The following is an 18,866-nucleotide window of genomic DNA, read 5'->3' as shown; positions in this document are numbered from 1 at the left end:
GGATTGAAGTTTAATCTATTGATTTCTTCGACAACAATTATTATTTGTTTTGTATGTCATTTATTTTTCTATTTTAGATTTCTTATACTGTATTATATATTATTATAAATAGATATAATTTTTTGATTTTGTCCGGGCAGCAAAAAAATAGATCAATACATGGCGAACAATCAAACAAATAATTTGACGGGTAAAACTAACTCCGGTCAAATGATTAATGAAACGTCTGGCAAAAAGAATTTAAGCTTCGCGCAAGATACGTCGTGCACAACGTCCCCGGGCAAATTGGGGACGACTATGGGACTTTATGGAATGATGCGAACGGGCGTTTCAGGTATGAACGCTCAGGCAAACAGGCTTAGCGCTGTCGCAGATAATATTGCGAATGCAAGCACTAATGGATACAAACGCGCTTCCACAGAGTTTTCTTCGTTGGTTTTGCCATCAACGGCTGGAAGTTATAATTCTGGCAGCGTTCTTACCAACGTGCGTCATGCGATTGGCGCGCAGGGTGGCCTGACATCCACCAGTTCGACCACAGATCTGGCGCTTGATGGCAAAGGCTTTTTTGTGGTGCAGGATGCCAGCGGAATGCCTTATCTCACCCGCGCCGGTTCATTTGTGCCCGACAAAAATGGCGCATTGGTGAATGTGGCTGGTTTTACGCTAATGGGCTACCCCTACCCTTTTTCAGGGGCAGGCAACGGTTTTGAAGGTTTGCAACCTATCACCCTTGGTCAGAGCAGCTTTCCTGCTGAACCAACAACGAATGGTACATTTACTGTAAACCTCCCTGCAAATGGTCAGGATGTGGGACAGGCAATCCTTAACGTGCCACCTTCGGAAAACAGTCCTTATAGCGCTTGGAGCCGCAAGCTCACCACATCAAGCCAAAACAGCGCTGGCGATTTTGTGACGACTGATACCTATTTCACCAAGATTGCTGACGACAGATGGGAAGTCACAATCTTTGAGACTGATGGCCCTGCATCAAGTGGCTTTCCCTATGATTTAAATAGCGGCAATGTCACGGTGCATGCCATTCAGCTCGATTTTGATCCCGCCACCGGAAGTTTGATCGAGACAAACCCTGTTTCCAATATTGATTCATTCGCGGTCGATTTGTCAGCATTCACGCAGACCGCAACTGGTGGCGTAACGCCCGCTGTAAAAATCAACATCAATTTGTCAACACTTACCGATATTATGGATACTGATGCGGGCGAACTGCCGGCTTCGGCGAACAGTACTAACAGTGTTTACACTGACCGCATGACAGTTCGTGGCTATGCGGGCTTTCCGAGCATTGTCGGTGTTGATGTTTATTACACCCGCACAGGACCGGATACGTGGGATGTTGCCGTATACAACAGTGCAGATGCGATGACGTCCGGGCCCAGCCAACCATTTCCTTACAGCACTGCTGCGCTTGGCCAAACAAGCCTTCAATTTGATCTGGCAACGGGCATTCTGATGAGCGGTGGCGATCTGAATGTTACGCTACCAAATGGAGATGTCTGGCCGATTGATTTTAGCGGCAGCATGTCTCTTGCTGATTCCAGCTTAATGAACAATGAAGGTGTGTTCGCGGCTCTCAATTTGCCCGCGACGGCCCCTGTTATCAAGCCGTCCGTGCTTGGCAATACCGCAGCGGATAATGTGGCGGGCAGTGCCTTTTCTCATAAGACATCACTCATTGCATATGACGACGTAGGATCTCCTGTCACGCTCGATGTCTATTTCACTAAGGGCGCAGACTTTAACTGGGAAGTGGCGGTCTTCAATCGTGCAGACGCATCACCCAATGGTGAATTCCCCTATGGCACTTCAGGCAGTGCGCCACTTGCCACATCGCTCATGCGTTTTGATCCCCAGAATGGCACGTTGCTTGAGGGCGGTGATGTTGAGATAGCCATCCCCGGCGGCCAAACCATGCTGCTTGATCTGACAGCTTCCACACAGCGCGCTGGCGATTATCAGATTGCTACAGCGGAACTCAATGGGAACCCGCCAAGTGCAACAGTGGAAACGGTTATCGGAGAGGACGGGGTGGTCTACGATCGATCAGCACGCGGTGACATGCTGGCACGTTATCAGCTGGCAATTGCCACTGTCGCAAGCCCCGACAAAATGACGGTTATCAGCGGCAATATTTTCTCAGCATCCGCTGAATCCGGCGACGTCATTCTCGGTATTGCTGCCGCCAACGGCAACGGCACGATCAGAACTGGCGCATTAGAAAATTCGAATGCCGACATTGCGCAGGAACTCACCGATATGATTGAAGCGCAACGAAGTTACACAGCCAATTCCAAAGTGTTCCAGACGGGCTCAGAACTTATGGATGTACTGGTGAATCTGAAGCGCTGACGTGTTGCATTGATAAAGATGTAGGGTGATATATATAGCTATGCTAGTGACGATTCAATCACGCCTTCAGAATCTGATCCCCAAGCAAACCAAAGCTCACCGCAATAGTTAGTTTGGGCATGCTGAAAAAGATCGACAGGAGGCACGATTTACGCTGTGGTGCCCGGCCCTGTTTCATCAGTGTTCGATAGACCAGTGAATCACTAAGCCACAGTGAAACGCAAGAATTGACATAATGTGGGCATTTTAAATGAATAAGGAGGTCACTTGTCCACTAAGGACTTCGACCACAGTCATCCGTTTCGTATCCACAGCGGAACTGAGGACATTTTTCTAATTTAATAGCCAATCAAGAATCCAGACTCCAACTAAAGTCCATCGAACCACACATGCGTCGAAAACAAATGACTGCACATGTGGCCCGAAGGAATGACCTCACGAAAAGCATGGTGCACCTGGAGTAGTTTTCCAAACATTCACAACGGATCAAAACACCCTATGACAGCCTTGCTGTAAATCACCTCCCAGCAATCGCACACGTCTCAGTGCTAACATCGTGAGGTTGAAAGAGCACCGTCCTCGGCGACTCTATCGCCCCACCGGAAAGATCGATATTGTCTGAATTCTTAGGCAGTCTTCTGCCGGTATTCGAAGCGAAAAAGTGAATTTTATCAATCGATACCGTCAATTGCATATGATCGCTGATTAAGACGTTAGGCGGAAAGGTCGCGGTTATCCGCTGCTCTCCAACCATACCATGAACGAGGCGCTGGGCTCCGAGTTCTTCAACATGATCGAGTGTGAAACTAAGTGCATTCACACCGGTCTGCGCAAGAACGAGATCCTCCGGTCTGATTCCCACTGTGAGCGGACCGGATGAGGGAAGACTGCCTGAAAGCTGTAAGGTAGCGTCATCGATCATCAGACGGTTGCCGTCGAGCCGGGCATTGAGGAGGTTCATGGCTGGTGAGCCGATGAAGCTCGCAACAAAGGTCGAGGCCGGATTGTGATACACCTCAAGCGGGGTTCCGATCTGCTCGATACTGCCCTTGTTCAACACGACAAGACGGTGCGCGAGAGTCATGGCTTCGAGCTGGTCATGCGTTACATAGAGCGAGGTTGTGCCCAGCCGCCTTTGCAATCGCTTGATTTCGCCGCGCATGGTAACGCGCAATTTGGCATCGAGGTTGGATAGTGGTTCGTCAAAAAGGAAGACGGAAGGCTTACGCACGATTGCGCGCCCCATGGCAACGCGCTGGCGCTGACCGCCCGACAATGCTTTCGGTTTGCGATCGAGAAATGGTTCGATCTCCAGCATACGGGCGGCTTCCGCCACGCGAGTTTCAATTTCGGCCTTTGGTGTTTTGCGGTTGCGCAGGCCATAAGCCATATTGTTATAGACGCTCATATGCGGATAGAGCGCATAGTTCTGGAAAACCATTGCGATGTCACGATCACTAGGTTCAACCTCGTTTACGATGCGACCGCCAATGCTGACTTCGCCCCCTGAAATGTCCTCAAGACCAGCAACCATACGCAGCAACGTTGATTTTCCACAGCCTGACGGACCCACCAGAACGATAAATTCACCTGCACGGATATCGATGGATACGCCTTTAACGGCTTCCACTCCACCAGCATAGACCTTCTTGAGGTCCTTCATGATGATACCGGCCATTTTTCTCCATTTCCGCAAAGCGAAATGTCATGCGCTTTGCATCTTCAAATTTGAGTGTCCAACGTGGGATTAAAGCGCCTGCTGCTCCGTCAGATCCCGCTGCTCCAGCCAATCAGCGGTTGCTTTGCTGGCATTGCGCGCGGCATCGTCAATCGCTGTTCCCGCAAGCAACGCGGATACAAGATTTGCGCTGAAATGATCGCCCGCGCCGATCGTGCTTTTGACGACGGTACGTTTTGTGGGCATTACAATGCGTTCCTGTTGGCCATCATAAATGGTGATAGAACGCGTGCCGTCGGTCATGACGAGATGCTTCAGGCGGGAACCGCAGAAATGCTGTGCTTTGCGCCAGAGCGCATTGTCATCCAATTCAGGAAAATCGCCTTTTGAGCCGATCATGAGATCCGCTGGTCGCGGCACGGAGGTCTCAGATAAGGGAAACTGAGACGCCACCAAACCTATTGTATGAAGCGCTCTCAGGATCGTCGCATCCGGGTTGAAGCAATTGATATAGGCAGCATCTGCTTTGACATCGCCATCAAGCCTGAACAATCGCATCGGTCCATGGCTCGGCGTTAAAATCGTGCGTTCGCCCGAAGGCTCAAGCAGAATATCGGTGATGTGAGTGCCGCTATCGCGTGTCAGCACATTCTGCATGTCGAAGCCGAGTTCTGAGAGCTCAGAGCGGGCTGTTTCACCAAGCGCATCATTGCCAAGCGAGCTAACCAGCGCCACCTCATGTCCCAGCGCCAGAAATGGTGAGCCGGTGAAATACCCGCCGCCACCAAGTCTTGTCTCACGCTTTCCCCATGAAACGCGGGAGCCGGATTTGAGTGGTCCCTCCAGCTCCCAGATCCGATCATGGTTGAGATGTGCGATAACCAGAATACGCACCATTATTTCTCTCCTGTGCCGGCAGAGAATGCTTCAACGATGTAACGTTGCGCCAGAAGAAACATGCCAAGTACCGGCAATATGGAAAGCAGGCTGGTCGCCATCAGGGGTCCCCATGGGGTTTCAGCACCATCCACATCAGCAAACATAGCAATGCCCGTGGTGAGTGTCTTTCGGCCAGTGTCTTCGAGGACGAGTTGCCCCCAAAGATAGATGTTCCAAGCGCCCATGAAAGAAATCACGGAAAGAGCCGCAATGGCTGGCAGCACGTTGGGTATGGCAACGTCCTTGAACTGTTTCCATATACCGCATCCATCGATGCGCGCCGCTTCGAACATTTCGTCAGGAAGCGAGCGGAACGACTGTCTGAAATAGAAGACATAAAAGCCGATATAAGGGATCGACGGGATGATCATGGCCGAATAGGTATCGAAGGCCTGTATCTTTACCACCGCAATATAAGTTGGAATGATTGCGAGAACGGTCGGAAAGGACATGGTAGCGATTACGAGCCAGAACATGAAATTTTTGCCACGAAACTCCATTCGCGCAAAAGCATAGCCTGCAGGCAGGCTGATGACGAGCTTGCCCAGTGTGATGGCCGCCGATGTCACCACGGAATTAAACAGCCACCACCAGATCGGATAGCGATCCGCTGCAAGCTGGAAGTTCGACACGGTGATCTGCTCGGGCCAGAACCGCAGCGCCTTTTGCGCAATCAGTTCATTGGGTGTGAAAGCAGACGTCACCATCCACAGCAGTGGAAACAGCGTGATGAGCGACAGCACAATGAGAAGAATATGGAGTGTGCCACGCTGAAGCGTAGCGCTGACAGAATTTGCAGTCATTGATAATGCACCCGCTTTTCGCCGAAGCGGAACTGCGCCCAGGTGACGAGAAGGACTGCCACGATAATGATCATGGCGACTGCACTTGCTCTGCCAAACTGGAAGAACTGCAGGCCTTGCTGCCAGAGGAAATAAAGCAGATTAGAGCTTCTGCCCGCAGGTCCGCCGCCCGTCAGAACGTCAACAACGCCGACAATATCGTCGAGCACCGAAAACACCGTTGTGACCGAAATGAAAAACGCGGTCGGGGTAATCAGTGGCAGCTCAATGGTGAAGAAACGCCGCCATGCACCAGCACCATCCAGCCGTGATGCCTCGCGCAAGGATAGCGGAACATTGGCAAGTGCGGCGATCCACAACAGCATGTTGAGCCCAAAACTCTTCCAGAAGGTGACAACCGACACAGACAGAAGTGCGAGACTGGGGTCCATATGCCACATCGAAGTCGGCAGCCCAAACCAGACCAGCACTTCATTGAAAAGGCCATTGACCGGGTTGAGCAACCATGACCATGTCACGCCTGCGACCGAATAGGCCAATATGGTGGGCAGGAAGAAAGCCCCACGATAGACGCGCTCCAGCTTTGATCCCTGTACCGCGTGAATCATCACAGCGATGATGAGCGGCAGAATAATCTGTGCCGGAACGAGAATGATGCAATAAAGCAGCGTGTTCCAGGCTGCGAGCCGGAAATCGGCATCAGCAAACAGGCTTTTGTAATTGTCGAGCCCAACAAAGCTGACATCGGTTGAAAGCAGGTTCCAGTCGACAACCGACAAAACCGCGGAGGCAATGATCGGGCCATAAAGGAAAACAATGACGGAAAGGACGGCTGGCCCCGCAAAAATCCACGGAGCCAGCTTTGCAAACAGAGATTTCGACATTTCGCGTCAGGCATCCACCAGCACGGTTGCAAGTTCGTCATGAGCCGATTTAAGGCCGGATTTGATATCCGTTTCTTTCAGCAACATGCGTGATACCCATTTGCGCCAGATGTTCTGGCCTTCAAGCCCACGTTTACCGGGCCAGATGGTTTCGGCAGTTAGTCCATCGGCAAGCTGACCCGCGGCAGGTTTCATGAAGTCGTTAATCAGCGGAATGTCGTGAACGGATGTGTTGAGATAACCAACTTCCGACCAAATTTTCTGACCTTCAGGTGAAGCGCAGAATTCAAGAAACGCAAGGGAAGCATTGGCCTGCTCGTCATTCTTTGCATAAACAGCGAGGAAGTTTCCGCCGCTGTTCATGTTGCGGCCATGGCCCGGAATGCCAGGGAAACGCGCGGTGATCGCCTTGGCATTCCCAAACGGGAAACTGGCAGCGCGTGTCGAGCTTGTGGTGCAGATCGCAAGCGCACCAGCTTCAAAAGCGGCATCCTGCTCTTTGCCGCTGACGGGAGTCCAGAGCCCCTGATGGGCTGGCTGGCAGAAAAGTTCCATGCCCTTTGCAGCCTCATCGCTGTTAAGCGCAAGCTTGCCTTCGGGATCGATGATGTAGCCACCGGCATTCTGAATGAAGGACTGGCTGGTCCATTCATTGTTGGAAAGAGCCAGTGCCGACCGGTAGGTGGCATGTTTGCCCTTGAACTTTTCATCAAGCGTGCGGGCAGCCCTATAGAGCCAGTCCGTATCCGGATATTCCGGAAGGTTTGGATCGAGACCGGCTTCCGCCCAAAGAGCGCTGTTGATGAAGGTGATCGGCGTGGACATTGCCCATGGCAGGCCAATCACGGCATCGTCGATGGTGACCAGCGGCATCAGCGAAGGAACGAAGTTCGCAATTATGGCCTTTGCTTTGGTTGAATTGATCTCGTTGAGATCACGGGCACCAAGAGTACGACGTGCGAAATAGCCGAACTTCCAGCCCGTTACCATGAGTGCTGGTGGCTTGCCTGCAGCGATACTGGCCAGTGCCTTGGCAGTTGCTGTTTCATAATCGCCGTCGAAGCGGTTGGTGACGGTGACGCCGGTCTTCAATGCGTTGAAAGCGTCTACGACTTTCTGAAATGGCTTGTCTGGTCCCCAGATGCTGGAGATTTCAATTTTGGCATCGGCGGAAAACGCCGAAGAAATACCAAAGGTGCTTGTGGCTGCCAATGCAGCGGAGGCTGTCAGAAAACTCCGCCTTGAAAGTTCGACCATGTCCGTCACTCCTGTGTCCTATTTGGGCACAAACTATCGGGCGTGAATGACATGCGAATTGTGAGTTTCGACCGGCTCTTGCGTTATTTGCCCGTTTGATGACCGTTTTGGTGAAATTTTGTCGTATTATTGTGTTGTGTGATCTGTAGGTCTGCCACGACATAACAATGGAATAATCTTGAAATGGCACAAAGACCACTCCGCCCCTCGGACAGGCAAGATCGGATTCGTGATCACCTGATTAGACAAGGCGATACAACATGCGCAGAGCTGGCTGGCATTTTTGCAGTTTCGGAAGAAACAATAAGGCGTGACTTGGCTTCACTGGAAGACAGAGGCCAAGCGATGCGCGTACATGGTGGTGCCCGAGCCGTTACAGCGATCGGTCTGCCGCATATCGACTTACGCATAGGAACGGATCGCGAGGCCAAGGAGCGCATTGCGAGACTTGCACATGGACTGCTTAAGCCCGGCATGTCTGTGTTTTTTAGTGGTGGTTCAACCGCCCTGGCCACCGCGTGGGAGGCGCGTCACGAACCACCGATCATCGCCACATCGTTGATGGTCGATATCATGATCGTCTTGTCGATGGGAGGACAGACCGACCTGACCCTTTGCGGAGGGCAGTTTGACAAACATTCACGCGCTTCATTCGGCTTTGAGGCGATGGAGATAATTTCGCGCCGCGTATTTGATATCGCTTTCATGGGAGCCAGTGGTTTTGACGTGCAGCGTGGGTTGCTCGGGCCGTCGGATCGGCATCTGCAATTGGCACAAGTGGTACGTCGCCAAACAAGGCAATTCATCGTGCTGGCGAGCCATACGGCTTTACAAAAATCAGATAAGTTCTCAATCCTGCCGACATCAGGCATCGATCTGGTGATCACAGACCAGCCGCCGCCCAGCTCTGTTTATGCTGCTTTAGAAAAGGGGGGCGTGAAGGTGCTCTATTAGTCTGGTTTTGGTCTTTTGATCAATTCTTCGACCAGTTCAGCACAATTCAGCTTTCGAACCGACAAAGTGATGATTGGCAATCTTTTTTCGATGAACTCAAAAAATAATACAGTCCAGAATCCAGGCTGAAGCACATCCCGAAAAGTGGGAATGCTCCAGCCTATTGGCCTGTTATGCCGATTTCATCGCCTTCTTGCCAATCATCGCATGGCGAAGTTTCGATGAGAACCAGTCAATCACAGCGACGGCAATCAGGATCATCAGGATCAGGAAGGAAACATCCTGAAGGTTGAGAACCTTGATCTGCTCTGCCAGATGCGCGCCGATGCCACCTGCCCCGACAATACCGATAATTGTCGCTGAACGAGTGTTTGACTCGAAGAAATAAAGCACTTGGCTACCGATCAGCGGCAGAACCTGCGGCAGCACGCCAAAGCGATAGCCGTGCAGCTTACTTCCGCCCGAAGAAACAACGCCCTCAACCGGCTTTTTGTCAGCACCTTCAATAGCTTCCGAAAACAACTTGCCGAACGCCCCGAAATCCGAACAGGCAATCGCGAGAATACCCGCAAACGGCCCCAGTCCCACAACCGACACCCAGATCAATGCCCAGATCAGCGTATCGACGCCGCGAATAGCATCAAGAAAGCGACGGATGCCGAAATGCAGGAACACATTCGGGATAATATTCTTGGCAGCCAGAAATCCGAATGGGAAAGCAAGGATCGCCGCCAGTAATGTGCCAAGATAGGCAATCGCTAAAGTTTCGAGCATTGACCAGAGATAAAGGCTGAAGCGTCCACCGGACGATGGCGGCATCATCATCAATGCAAAATCGCCAAGACGACCAAGGCCATTGAGAATACGCAGCAGCGAAAAATCGAGCCAATAGAAGGCGAACCAAACGGAAGCAATTACCACTACGGTAAAGATCGTCAGATTGCACCACGCACGCGCATTTCCAAACAAATCGGCATGTTCGGCACGGAGCTCTTTTTCATGCGCGTGTGCTTCGCGGGAGAGACTTTGTGCAATATCGGTCATAATTCTCTCCTCAACCAACACGGCCCAAAAGTGTATGGCGGATGCGCTGGGTAATCAGGTCGATGATAACGATGGTCACGATAATCAGCAGCAGAATGGCGCTGACATCGCTGTAATAGAATTGGCGGATCGAGGTGATGAGTTCCTGACCGATACCACCAGCGCCCACAAAGCCCATCACCGAAGCGCCGCGCACATTGATTTCAAAGCGCAGCAAGCCATAGGAAGCAAAATTTGCGGCCACTTGCGGCAGCACAGCAAAGCGGATCACCTGAAAACCAGAGCCGCCCGAAGCGCGAATGCCTTCCACCGGACGCATATCAATGTTCTCAACAACTTCGGAGAACAGCTTGCCCAGCGCACCCGTTGTATGAAGCATCAGCGCCAGCACACCCGCCATCGGCCCAAGACCAAAGGCAATAACGAACAGCAAAGCGAAAACGATTTCAGGAACCGTCCGCAGCAATTCCAAACCACGACGAACAACAAACCGAACCTTCGAATTGGGTGCCATATTCGATGACGCGGCAAAACATGCCGCAAAAGCGATCACACCACCAATAAGCGTGGCGAGATAAGCAATCAGCAACGTCTCGAACAGCATCTTGAGCCAGCCGCCGAGGTTCCAATACCAATTGGCCATATCGGCCCCGAAATTGGCAATGGTGAGTTCAGGCAGGATACGCCCAAGATAATTCGTAAAGCGGAACAGATTTTCGGCCAATGTGCCGGGCCGAACATCGGCAACAACTGAAGCAGCAATGGCGATAACGACAAGAGCGAAGAGCAACCACATACCGTAGAGACGTCGTTTACCGACTTCCCTGCGATAATCGGCAAGCAGGTTTTTTGCGCCGTTGCCGTCGAGTGAGGATACCGTCATGCGAGATTCCTTCAGAGCGCATTTCGATCAGATGAAATCAGATCGGCGCTCTAACTGTCTGTTTAACGCGCATCCATCCCGAAAACGGGTTCTCACTGTTTGGCACGCGCTCTAAAAAAATGCCCGGAACGAGATACGTTCCGGGCATTTCAATTGCTCTATAGATTAAGACTTGCGAGCCTTGTCGTTGAACTTGAGCATCTCGATGATTGGCTCGTATTCCTTGGCTTCAGTTCCGACGAACTCAATATCTTTACCGTCAGAAAGGGCATCAAAGCCTGCTTTGTCTTTCTTAGGCATATCAAGGAAAGCCTGCTTGATGTCGGCCTGCAGCTGTTCTGGCAAGCTATCGAGGACCGCAAATGGGCCTTCGGGCAGGAAGTCGGACTTGAAGATAACGCGGAAGTCATCCTTGGTCATGACCTTGCCATTGGCATCCTTCAGAACGCCGCGGCTGACCATGCGGGTCAGGTTGGAATCGTCTTCCGAGTTCCATGAGTTTGCTGCAGCGTCTGCTGTGCCCTGTGCAAGTGCAAGCACTGCGTTTTCATGGCTGCCAGCAAAGAAGTTCTTACCAAAGAACGTATCAACGCTATAGCCATCGCGGTTCAGGAAGAAGCGCGGTGCGTTGTTGCCTGAAGTCGAGTTTGGATCAACCAGAGCGATTGACTTGCCCTTAAGGTCGTCCATGGTCTTGTATGGGCTGTCGTTGAGAACATAGACAACCGAATAATAGCCGTTAACGCCGGTGTTGTGGCGCTGATTGACCATAGGAGTGGTTTCAACGCCAGTCATCACAGCGCGGGCATAAGAAGCAGGGCCATAGAATGCGACCTGAATGTTGCCAGCGCGCTGGCCTTCGATCACGGCTGCATAGTCATTTGCAACGCGCAGCGTAACCTTCGTGCCGAGTTCCTTGCCGAGATAAGCAGCGAGCGGCGCGTAACGGTCCGAAGTGGTGGAAGCGTTTTCGGCTGGGATCACACCCAGAACGATTTCTGGGTAGTCCTTGCTCCAGTCAGCAGCCTGAGCTGTGGAAGCGAGCATTGGCAAGGTCAGCGTCGCAGTGAGTGCAGCAGCCGCGAGAAAGTTTCTACGGTTAAGCATAGGTATCTCCTGTTAATCCCCGATTTTAGTAAGGTGTTTTTCCGAAGCTTTATTCGCTCAGGCGGAAATTTGGCGCAGCATGGCTTCAGCCGACTGCGGAACTGGCATTGGCATTGTTTCAGCCTGCTCATCGCTATCGATGACATCATCGGCTTCCATGCCGTAAAGGTCGCGTGACGCCATATCGGTCAACATCGACGGCGTGCCGCGGAAGACGATCTTTCCAGCAGACATGCCAACAAGGCGGTCGCAATAGCTGCGCGCAATATCGAGTGAGTGCAGATTGCAGAGCACCGTGATGCCATATTCGCGGTTGATGCGACGCAGCGCATCCATAACGCTGCGAGTGTTACGCGGATCGAGTGATGCAATCGGCTCATCTGCGAGAATGATGCGCGGTTGTTGAACAAGCGCACGGGCAATCGCCACGCGCTGCTGCTGACCACCTGAAAGCTCGTCTGCGCGATGCGCTGCAAGATGCGCAATATCGAACTGTTGCAGAGCAGAAAGCGCGATCAGGCGCTCCTCGTCACTCCAGATGCGAAGAAGCGATTTTGGCGTCGAAACATAGTTCAGGCGACCCATAAGGACGTTAGTCAAAACATCAAGACGATCAACCAGATTGAAATGCTGAAAAATCATCGCGCATTGTGCGCGCCAATCGCGCAGCCCCGAACCTTTCAGTCCGGTAACGTCGCGACCATCCCAGTGAATTGTTCCCTCAGAAGGCTCAACAAGACGATTAATCATCCGCAACAGCGTCGACTTACCAGCACCCGAGCGCCCAATAATTCCAACAAACGTGCCCGGTTCAATCTCAAGGTCAACGCCCGAAACCGCCACCTTATCATTATAGCGGCGCGTTACGCCTTCCAGTCGAAGCATGAATTAATCTCCATTCATGCTCACTATCGATCCATTCAATGACACAGCAATGAACGGACAATGACGTTTGTGTAAACTTAAAAACCACCCAGATTATTTCATCTAAGTATATGTTTTTAAGCTTATTTCCTTCAAATGATTAATAAAGGCATCTGTGGAAATAGCGACTTCACCCGAATTGTCTATTATAACGACATCGTCTGCACCGTCATCGAAGTTCACTTCGCGCTTAAGTCGCAAGGCGATTTCTTCTCGACTTTCACGTCCGCGCGATGCAAGCCGCTCTGCAAGCACTTCCGGCTTTGCCGAGATGACAACAACCGAACGCTGTCCAAAGAGCGTTCGTATATCGCCAAGCACGCGCCGCGAAACATTTGCAATCACCACGATACCGTCGGCGATTTCATCAATAAGTGACTTCGGCAAACCGTAGCTCAGGCCATGCGCCTGCCAGTGTAGCGCGAAAGCGCCCTCGCCCGCGGCTTCTATAAACGCTGCATCATCCAGACTGTCGTGATCTTCCGTGCCGGGCATTTGCGGACGCGTAATGATCCGGCGCACAAAATGAAACCGCATGTCGCCTGCAAGAGCCACACGCGCTGCATCCATAATCGTGTCTTTGCCGGCCCCGCTGGGGCCGACAACGGCAACGAAACAGCCTTTCGGCGTATCGGATTGCAACTGCATCAAAGCACCCGTTCGCCTTCGCGCCAGACAGTGCGCACCACCGGAATTGCACCTTTCGGCCGCACGCGAACCAGATCGGCACGCTTTCCGATAGCAATTTCGCCGCGATCATCCATCGCCATGGCATTAGCCGGGTTCCTGGTGACGAGGCGCATGGCCTGCGGCAACGAGATCGGACGCTCGCCCGAAGCAAGGCCGAAAGCCGACTGAATGAGGCTGAACGGAATGTAATCTGAGGACAGAATGTCGAGGCTGCCATTATCAACAAGATCGCGTGCAGCAATGTTACCGGAATGCGAGCCACCGCGCACAATATTGGGCGCGCCCATCAGAATGGAAAGGCCTGCACCTTTTGAGGCACTCGCTGCTTCCATCGTGGTCGGAAACTCGGCGATCCGCACACCGTGGTCGAGTGATTCATCGACATGCGCGCTGGTCGCATCGTCATGGCTGGCCAGGACGATGCTGCGCGCTGCTGCCAATTCGGCAATGGCGCGACGATGTTTGGCCGAATAGGCGTCCGAATCCGCCATACGTTTCTCACAATGCACCCGGAACTCCTCATCCGTGAGCTTCATTTTGCGCATGTAATAAGTGCGATACGTATTAAGATCCACGAATTGACGCTGTCCCGGTGCATGATCCATCAATGAAGCGAGTTTAACGCGGTCATCGCCTGAAAAAAGCTCGAATGTTTCAAGGCAATCTGCTGAGGATACTTCGCAGCGCAGGTGCAGAAAGTGGTCTGCACGCAGGCGATTTTCGCGAACACCGCTTTCGATGGCGTCCGCAAGCATCCGCATATCCTTGCCGACGAAGTCACGGTCATAATCGGAACCAACGCGCATCGCATCGAAAACTGTTGTGATGCCCGATGCTGCAACCTGCGCATCATGCGCCTGAACCGCTGCATCGACATTCCAGCGCACCTTTGGACGCGGCGCGTAATGGCTTTCGAGCTGATCGGTATGCAGCTCAATGAGGCCCGGAATGATATAATCGCCATCGATGTCATCGCCTCCGTTGGTATTGCCCTGATCGATGGCGGCAATTTTGCCATCACGGATCAGGATAGAACCGGTAACAATCTCATCAGCAAGCACGATCTGCGCATTTTTCAGAACGGTTTCACTCGCCATTGGACAGCTCTTTCATGACCGCATTCGCATTGGCGGCCGTTTCATATTTCGAGAGGAAAGCTTCGATATCGAGCGCGCGGAAATCATCGAGCGTTTGGCGCAGACGATCATGGCTCCAGTCCCACCAGGCCAGTTGATCCAGACGATTGCCGGTCGCAGCATCGAAGCGTTCGCGGATGAGACGCGCCGGGACACCACCAACAATCGTGTAGGGCGCCACGTCCCTGCTCACGACAGCTCCGGCACCGACAACCGCACCATTGCCAACGCTTACACCCGGCAAGATGGTGGAGCCATGGCCGAGCCATGTGTCATGGCCAATTTTCACGGCATTGCCGCGACGCCAATCAAAGAACTCCGTCTCATCCTTTTCTTCCGGCCAGTAATCACCGGCGCGATAGGTGAAATGATGCAACGTTGGACGCCATGTCGGATGATTGGTGGCGTTGATACGTACATGGCTGGCGATATTGGAAAACTTACCGATCTCAGCACACCAGATTTCGCAATCGATGCCGAGATAGGAATAGTCGTCCAGCACGGTCTCCGACACACGGCTGCGCGCGCCGATCTCGGTATATCGACCGAGCTTGCTAGCGTTTACTTCAGCCGTTTCGTAAACAAGTGGTTCTACCGAGAGCTTGGTCATGCTGCTGCTCTGGGAGAGAAAGCGGTTACGTCGATAATGCGATCAGCAACCTGTTCACGCACGTCTTCATCATGGAAAATGCCAAGCATTGCGACGCCTTGCGCCTTCTTGGCCTTGATGAGATCAACAACGACTGCTCTGTTTTTGGCATCGAGGGAAGCGGTTGGCTCATCAAGCAGCAACACCGGATGATCCGTGATGAAACCGCGCGCAATATTTACGCGCTGCTGCTCACCGCCGGAGAAGGTTGCAGGTGGCAATGCCCAGAGCCGTTCCGGCAGGTTGAGTTGCGCGAGCAATTCGCTGGCACGATTGCGAGCAGCATCGCGATCAACACCACGCGCCACCAATGGCTCCGCAACGACATCAATTGCCGACACGCGCGGCAATGTGCGCAGGAACTGGCTGACATAACCAATCGTATCACGCCGAACGGCCAGCACTTCGCGTGGATCAGCGGTTGCCAGATCCACCATACGGTGTTCGTGGCGAATGAGGATTGAACCTGCATTCACGGCGTAATTGCCATAGACCATCTTAAGGATGGAGCTTTTACCGGCACCGGAAGGTCCACCAAGCACGGCGCATTCGCCTGCTTCCAGATTGAAGTCCACGCCACTTACGACTGGCAACTGTATGCCACCCTGCAAATGCATTGTGAACGTCTTCGCCAGACCTGACACGGTCAGCGGGGAGGATGTTCTAACTTGTGTCATTTCTCACCTCAGGCATGAAGTTTCGCTAATTTACGAACAACACGCTGCAAACATCTGTTTTAATTTACTAAACCTGCAGAATAGATGACACGAGCAGCTGCGTGTAAGGCGCTTGCGGGTCATCCAGAACGCGGTCGGTCAGGCCCTGTTCGACAATATGGCCGTCTTTCATGACCATGATGCGATGGGACAGAAGACGCGCCACTGCGAGATCGTGGGTCACGATGACAACCGAAAGGCCGAGATCGCTCACCAGACCGCGCAGCAGGTCGAGAAGACGTGCCTGCACGGACACGTCGAGACCGCCGGTCGGTTCATCCATGAAAACAAGACGCGGAGCCGTGACGAGATTGCGCGCAATCTGGAGACGCTGACGCATACCGCCGGAGAAAGCGCGGGGCTCGTCGTCGATGCGGTCAGCAGCGATTTCGACACGTCCGAGCCATTCAGTTGCCGTGTTGCGAATATTGCCATAATGGCGCTCGCCAACAGCCATCAGCCGTTCACCGACATTAGCACCCGCCGAAACGGTCATGCGCAGGCCATCCGAAGGATTCTGATGCACGAAGCCCCAGTCGGTACGCATCAGGAAGCGGCGTTCAGCCTCTCCGACCTTGTAAAGATCGCGGAACTCGCCATCACGCATCCGATATTCCACGCTGCCCGATGTCGGTTCCAGACGTGTCGCTAAGCAATTGAGCAAAGTCGTCTTGCCGGAACCGGATTCACCGACAATGGCCAGCACTTCGCCCGGCCACAGCGAGAAATCGATATCCGAACAACCGCGGCGGCTGCCATAAAACTTCGAGAGATTGCTGACTTTCAGCAGAGGTTCGGCGCTCATTTTAATACTCATTTCAGGGCTCCCCTGGCTGCGGCCTCGTTGTTCGCTGCCAGATGACCAAAGTGGCCATTCGCCTGACGATCTTCACAATAATCGGTGTCGGAGCAGACAAACATCGAGCCGCCACGGTCATCGAGCACGACTTCGTCAAGATAGACGCCGCGTGCGCCACACAATGCGCAAGGCTGTTTGAATTTCTGCACCTCAAATGGATGATCCTCGAAATCGAGGCTCACGACATCCGTATAAGGTGGTACGGCATAGATGCGCTTTTCACGACCGGCACCAAACAGCTGCAAAGCTGGTGACATTTGCATCTTTGGATTGTCGAATTTGGGCGTCGGCGACGGTGCCATGACATAGCGCCCTTCGATCATCACCGGATAATCATAGGTCTTGGCAATATGGCCATGGCGCGCGATATCTTCGTAAAGCTTCACATGCATGAGGCCATATTCGGCAAGCGCGTGCATCTTACGCGTTTCGGTTTCACGCGGCTCCAGAAAACGCAGCGGTTCAGGAATGGGCACCTGATAGACAATCACCTGCCCTTCGCTCAGCGGATATTCCGGAATGCGGTGACGTGTCTGGATGATAGTCGCCTCACCCGTATGGGTGGTCACGGCAACATCAGCAGTTTTCTGGAAGAATGCCCGGATGGAAACGGCATTGGTCGTATCATCAGCGCCCTGATCGATAACTTTGAGCACATCATCCTGACCGAGAATTGCCGCCGTCACCTGCACACCGCCTGTGCCCCAGCCATAAGGCATCGGCATTTCACGGCTTGCGAACGGAACCTGATAGCCCGGAATAGCAATGGCTTTCAGGATAGCACGACGGATCATCCGCTTTGTCTGCTCGTCCAGATAGGCGAAATTGTAATTGGCCAGATCGCTCATTCTGCTGCTTCCTTGCCTTCAGCAGTATTGGCTGCTGCATCAGTGCTCTGGTTCTGCGTTTCCTCATACTCCGCACGCATACGGCGGATAAGATCGAGCTCGGCCTGAAAGTCCACATAATGGGGCAATTTCAGATGCTCGACGAAACCCGTCGACTGCACATTATCGGAATGGGAAATGACGAATTCTTCGTCCTGCGCGGGTGCTGTCACATCCGCATCGAATTCGCGGACACGCAGCGCCCGGTCGCAGAGCGACATCGACATGGCTTTGCGCTCGCTTTGTCCGAATACCAGACCATAGCCACGCGTGAACTGTGGTGCCTGCCTGGACGAGCCTTTGAACTGGCTCACCATCTGGCATTCGGTCAGCTGAACACGGCCAAGCGAAACGGCAAAGCCGAGCTCAGGCACATCGAAGTCAACCTCCACCTCACCAATGCGAATTTCACCGACAAATGGATGCGTGTTGCCATAACCGCGCTGCGTGGAATAACCCAGCGCCAGCAGGAAGCCTTCATCACCGCGCGCCAAAGCCTGCAAGCGCAGATCGCGCGGCATCGGGAACGTCCACGGCTCGCGGGTAAGATCGCCCGGCTCATGCCCTTCCGGCATTGCACCATCTTCTTCGATCATGCCGTTGACACCGAGAATATCGGTCACGCGTGGCGTTTCTTCAGGCTCAGTCACACGCACTTCCGGCTCGGGAACACTGACATCACCCGCCAGTTCCGGATCAAGCAGACGATGCGTATAGTCAAATGTCGGTCCCAACAGCTGCCCGCCGGGCAGGTCTTTATAGGTGGCCGAAATGCGACGTTCGATCAGCATATTCGCGGTCTCAAGTGGCAGCGAATAGCCAAAACGCGGCAAGGTGGTGCGGTAGGCACGAACCAGAAAGATTGCCTCAATCAGATCGCCACGCGACTGGCGCACGGCAAGTGCTGCGAGTTCCCGGTCATAAAGCGAACCTTCGGCCATGACGCGATCAACGGCGAGACCCAGCTGTTCGGCAATCTGGTCAAGACGCAACGCCGGAACCGAGCGGTCGCCGCGACGGCGATCATCAAGCAGACGGTGGGCATTGCGGATGGCGGTTTCACCGCCCTTTACAGCAACATACATG

At 53.0% G+C, this 18,866-nt stretch carries 18 protein-coding genes and 1 pseudogene; 3 read left to right on the top strand and 16 right to left on the bottom strand.

The annotated features are described in order from the left end of the window. Positions 1 to 297: 297 nt before the first annotated feature. Positions 298 to 1,086: pseudogene (locus tag ACOZHT_RS19180) on the top strand (flagellar hook-basal body complex protein); the annotation flags it as partial. Between the two features lie 120 nt (positions 1,087 to 1,206). Continuing rightward, the gene (locus ACOZHT_RS19175; RefSeq protein ID WP_421566295.1) at positions 1,207 to 2,370 is read left to right on the top strand and encodes a flagellar hook-basal body complex protein; all 1,164 of its coding nucleotides are present in this window, start codon (positions 1,207 to 1,209) and stop codon (positions 2,368 to 2,370) included. 517 nt (positions 2,371 to 2,887) lie between these two features. Here ACOZHT_RS19175 and ACOZHT_RS19170 read toward each other — a convergent pair. From ACOZHT_RS19170 to ACOZHT_RS19150, 5 genes are all read right to left on the bottom strand, one after another. Then, positions 2,888 to 4,048 carry a sn-glycerol-3-phosphate import ATP-binding protein UgpC gene (locus ACOZHT_RS19170; RefSeq protein ID WP_421566269.1) on the bottom strand — a complete coding sequence of 387 codons (1,161 nt, stop codon included), beginning with the start codon at positions 4,046 to 4,048 and terminating at the stop codon, positions 2,888 to 2,890. Positions 4,049 to 4,117: 69 nt separating this feature from the next. After that, the gene (locus tag ACOZHT_RS19165; protein ID WP_421566268.1) at positions 4,118 to 4,945 is read right to left on the bottom strand and encodes a PfkB family carbohydrate kinase; all 828 of its coding nucleotides are present in this window, start codon (positions 4,943 to 4,945) and stop codon (positions 4,118 to 4,120) included. Continuing rightward, complete coding sequence (locus ACOZHT_RS19160; RefSeq protein ID WP_421566267.1) at positions 4,945 to 5,790, bottom strand: carbohydrate ABC transporter permease; 846 nt, start codon at positions 5,788 to 5,790, stop codon at positions 4,945 to 4,947. Before ACOZHT_RS19160 ends, ACOZHT_RS19165 begins: the two co-directional genes overlap by 1 nt. Continuing rightward, positions 5,787 to 6,674 carry a carbohydrate ABC transporter permease gene (locus tag ACOZHT_RS19155; RefSeq protein WP_421566266.1) on the bottom strand — a complete coding sequence of 296 codons (888 nt, stop codon included), beginning with the start codon at positions 6,672 to 6,674 and terminating at the stop codon, positions 5,787 to 5,789. Before ACOZHT_RS19155 ends, ACOZHT_RS19160 begins: the two co-directional genes overlap by 4 nt. A 6-nt stretch (positions 6,675 to 6,680) precedes the next feature. Then, positions 6,681 to 7,931, bottom strand: a complete 1,251-nt coding sequence (locus ACOZHT_RS19150; RefSeq protein WP_421566265.1) for an extracellular solute-binding protein — start codon at positions 7,929 to 7,931, stop codon at positions 6,681 to 6,683. Between the two features lie 183 nt (positions 7,932 to 8,114). On the opposite strand from ACOZHT_RS19150, the gene ACOZHT_RS19145 reads away from it, so the two are divergent. Beyond that, complete coding sequence (locus ACOZHT_RS19145) at positions 8,115 to 8,885, top strand: DeoR/GlpR family DNA-binding transcription regulator (protein ID WP_421566264.1); 771 nt, start codon at positions 8,115 to 8,117, stop codon at positions 8,883 to 8,885. Between the two features lie 171 nt (positions 8,886 to 9,056). Here ACOZHT_RS19145 and phnE (ACOZHT_RS19140) read toward each other — a convergent pair whose 3' ends face one another. The 11 genes from phnE (ACOZHT_RS19140) to ACOZHT_RS19090 form a co-directional block, all read right to left on the bottom strand. Further along, a complete protein-coding gene (phnE, locus tag ACOZHT_RS19140; protein ID WP_421566263.1) occupies positions 9,057 to 9,929 on the bottom strand; it encodes a phosphonate ABC transporter, permease protein PhnE in 873 nt (290 codons plus the stop codon). Between the two features lie 10 nt (positions 9,930 to 9,939). Continuing rightward, positions 9,940 to 10,812, bottom strand: a complete 873-nt coding sequence (phnE, locus tag ACOZHT_RS19135; protein ID WP_421566262.1) for a phosphonate ABC transporter, permease protein PhnE — start codon at positions 10,810 to 10,812, stop codon at positions 9,940 to 9,942. A 165-nt stretch (positions 10,813 to 10,977) separates the two neighbouring features. Continuing rightward, on the bottom strand, positions 10,978 to 11,919 hold the full coding sequence (gene phnD, locus ACOZHT_RS19130; RefSeq protein ID WP_421566261.1) for a phosphonate ABC transporter substrate-binding protein: 942 nt from the start codon (positions 11,917 to 11,919) through the stop codon (positions 10,978 to 10,980). A gap of 57 nt (positions 11,920 to 11,976) precedes the next feature. Then, positions 11,977 to 12,804, bottom strand: coding sequence for a phosphonate ABC transporter ATP-binding protein (gene phnC / locus ACOZHT_RS19125; RefSeq protein ID WP_339511851.1), 828 nt, complete (start codon positions 12,802 to 12,804; stop codon positions 11,977 to 11,979). A 102-nt stretch (positions 12,805 to 12,906) separates the two neighbouring features. Beyond that, on the bottom strand, positions 12,907 to 13,485 hold the full coding sequence (phnN, locus tag ACOZHT_RS19120) for a phosphonate metabolism protein/1,5-bisphosphokinase (PRPP-forming) PhnN (protein ID WP_339512080.1): 579 nt from the start codon (positions 13,483 to 13,485) through the stop codon (positions 12,907 to 12,909). 5 nt (positions 13,486 to 13,490) lie between these two features. Then, positions 13,491 to 14,630 (bottom strand): alpha-D-ribose 1-methylphosphonate 5-triphosphate diphosphatase, encoded by a 1,140-nt coding sequence (locus ACOZHT_RS19115; RefSeq protein ID WP_339511849.1) that lies wholly within the window; start codon positions 14,628 to 14,630, stop codon positions 13,491 to 13,493. Then, the gene (locus ACOZHT_RS19110) at positions 14,620 to 15,279 is read right to left on the bottom strand and encodes a DapH/DapD/GlmU-related protein (protein WP_421566260.1); all 660 of its coding nucleotides are present in this window, start codon (positions 15,277 to 15,279) and stop codon (positions 14,620 to 14,622) included. Before ACOZHT_RS19110 ends, ACOZHT_RS19115 begins: the two co-directional genes overlap by 11 nt. Continuing rightward, positions 15,276 to 15,995, bottom strand: a complete 720-nt coding sequence (gene phnL, locus ACOZHT_RS19105; RefSeq protein ID WP_339511845.1) for a phosphonate C-P lyase system protein PhnL — start codon at positions 15,993 to 15,995, stop codon at positions 15,276 to 15,278. The genes ACOZHT_RS19110 and phnL overlap by 4 nt, the downstream gene beginning before the upstream one ends. Positions 15,996 to 16,062: 67 nt before the next feature. Continuing rightward, complete coding sequence (phnK, locus tag ACOZHT_RS19100; RefSeq protein ID WP_339511843.1) at positions 16,063 to 16,839, bottom strand: phosphonate C-P lyase system protein PhnK; 777 nt, start codon at positions 16,837 to 16,839, stop codon at positions 16,063 to 16,065. 8 nt (positions 16,840 to 16,847) lie between these two features. Further along, the gene (locus ACOZHT_RS19095; protein ID WP_421566259.1) at positions 16,848 to 17,741 is read right to left on the bottom strand and encodes an alpha-D-ribose 1-methylphosphonate 5-phosphate C-P-lyase PhnJ; all 894 of its coding nucleotides are present in this window, start codon (positions 17,739 to 17,741) and stop codon (positions 16,848 to 16,850) included. Then, positions 17,738 to 18,865 (bottom strand): carbon-phosphorus lyase complex subunit PhnI, encoded by a 1,128-nt coding sequence (locus ACOZHT_RS19090; RefSeq protein ID WP_339511839.1) that lies wholly within the window; start codon positions 18,863 to 18,865, stop codon positions 17,738 to 17,740. Before ACOZHT_RS19090 ends, ACOZHT_RS19095 begins: the two co-directional genes overlap by 4 nt. Position 18,866 lies beyond the last annotated feature (1 nt).

This window comes from Ochrobactrum sp. EDr1-4, from assembly GCF_049199085.1.
In the GTDB taxonomy this organism is placed as follows: domain Bacteria; phylum Pseudomonadota; class Alphaproteobacteria; order Rhizobiales; family Rhizobiaceae; genus Brucella.
Note: the sequence above shows the minus strand (reverse complement) of the source record. Positions and strands in the feature narration are given on the sequence as shown.

Excerpts from the sequence above, each read along its gene's own strand:
- ACOZHT_RS19175 (WP_421566295.1), top strand. The coding sequence starts at position 1,207 with ATGGATACTGATGCGGGCGAACTGCCGGCTTCGGCGAACAGTACTAAC.
- ACOZHT_RS19170 (WP_421566269.1), bottom strand. The coding sequence starts at position 4,048 with ATGGCCGGTATCATCATGAAGGACCTCAAGAAGGTCTATGCTGGTGGA.
- ACOZHT_RS19165 (WP_421566268.1), bottom strand. The coding sequence starts at position 4,945 with ATGGTGCGTATTCTGGTTATCGCACATCTCAACCATGATCGGATCTGG.
- ACOZHT_RS19160 (WP_421566267.1), bottom strand. The coding sequence starts at position 5,790 with ATGACTGCAAATTCTGTCAGCGCTACGCTTCAGCGTGGCACACTCCAT.
- ACOZHT_RS19155 (WP_421566266.1), bottom strand. The coding sequence starts at position 6,674 with ATGTCGAAATCTCTGTTTGCAAAGCTGGCTCCGTGGATTTTTGCGGGG.
- ACOZHT_RS19150 (WP_421566265.1), bottom strand. The coding sequence starts at position 7,931 with ATGGTCGAACTTTCAAGGCGGAGTTTTCTGACAGCCTCCGCTGCATTG.
- ACOZHT_RS19145 (WP_421566264.1), top strand. The coding sequence starts at position 8,115 with ATGGCACAAAGACCACTCCGCCCCTCGGACAGGCAAGATCGGATTCGT.
- phnE (WP_421566263.1), bottom strand. The coding sequence starts at position 9,929 with ATGACCGATATTGCACAAAGTCTCTCCCGCGAAGCACACGCGCATGAA.
- phnE (WP_421566262.1), bottom strand. The coding sequence starts at position 10,812 with ATGACGGTATCCTCACTCGACGGCAACGGCGCAAAAAACCTGCTTGCC.
- phnD (WP_421566261.1), bottom strand. The coding sequence starts at position 11,919 with ATGCTTAACCGTAGAAACTTTCTCGCGGCTGCTGCACTCACTGCGACG.
- phnC (WP_339511851.1), bottom strand. The coding sequence starts at position 12,804 with ATGCTTCGACTGGAAGGCGTAACGCGCCGCTATAATGATAAGGTGGCG.
- ACOZHT_RS19115 (WP_339511849.1), bottom strand. The coding sequence starts at position 14,630 with ATGGCGAGTGAAACCGTTCTGAAAAATGCGCAGATCGTGCTTGCTGAT.
- ACOZHT_RS19110 (WP_421566260.1), bottom strand. The coding sequence starts at position 15,279 with ATGACCAAGCTCTCGGTAGAACCACTTGTTTACGAAACGGCTGAAGTA.
- phnL (WP_339511845.1), bottom strand. The coding sequence starts at position 15,995 with ATGACACAAGTTAGAACATCCTCCCCGCTGACCGTGTCAGGTCTGGCG.
- phnK (WP_339511843.1), bottom strand. The coding sequence starts at position 16,839 with ATGAGCGCCGAACCTCTGCTGAAAGTCAGCAATCTCTCGAAGTTTTAT.
- ACOZHT_RS19095 (WP_421566259.1), bottom strand. The coding sequence starts at position 17,741 with ATGAGCGATCTGGCCAATTACAATTTCGCCTATCTGGACGAGCAGACA.
- ACOZHT_RS19090 (WP_339511839.1), bottom strand. The coding sequence starts at position 18,865 with ATGTATGTTGCTGTAAAGGGCGGTGAAACCGCCATCCGCAATGCCCAC.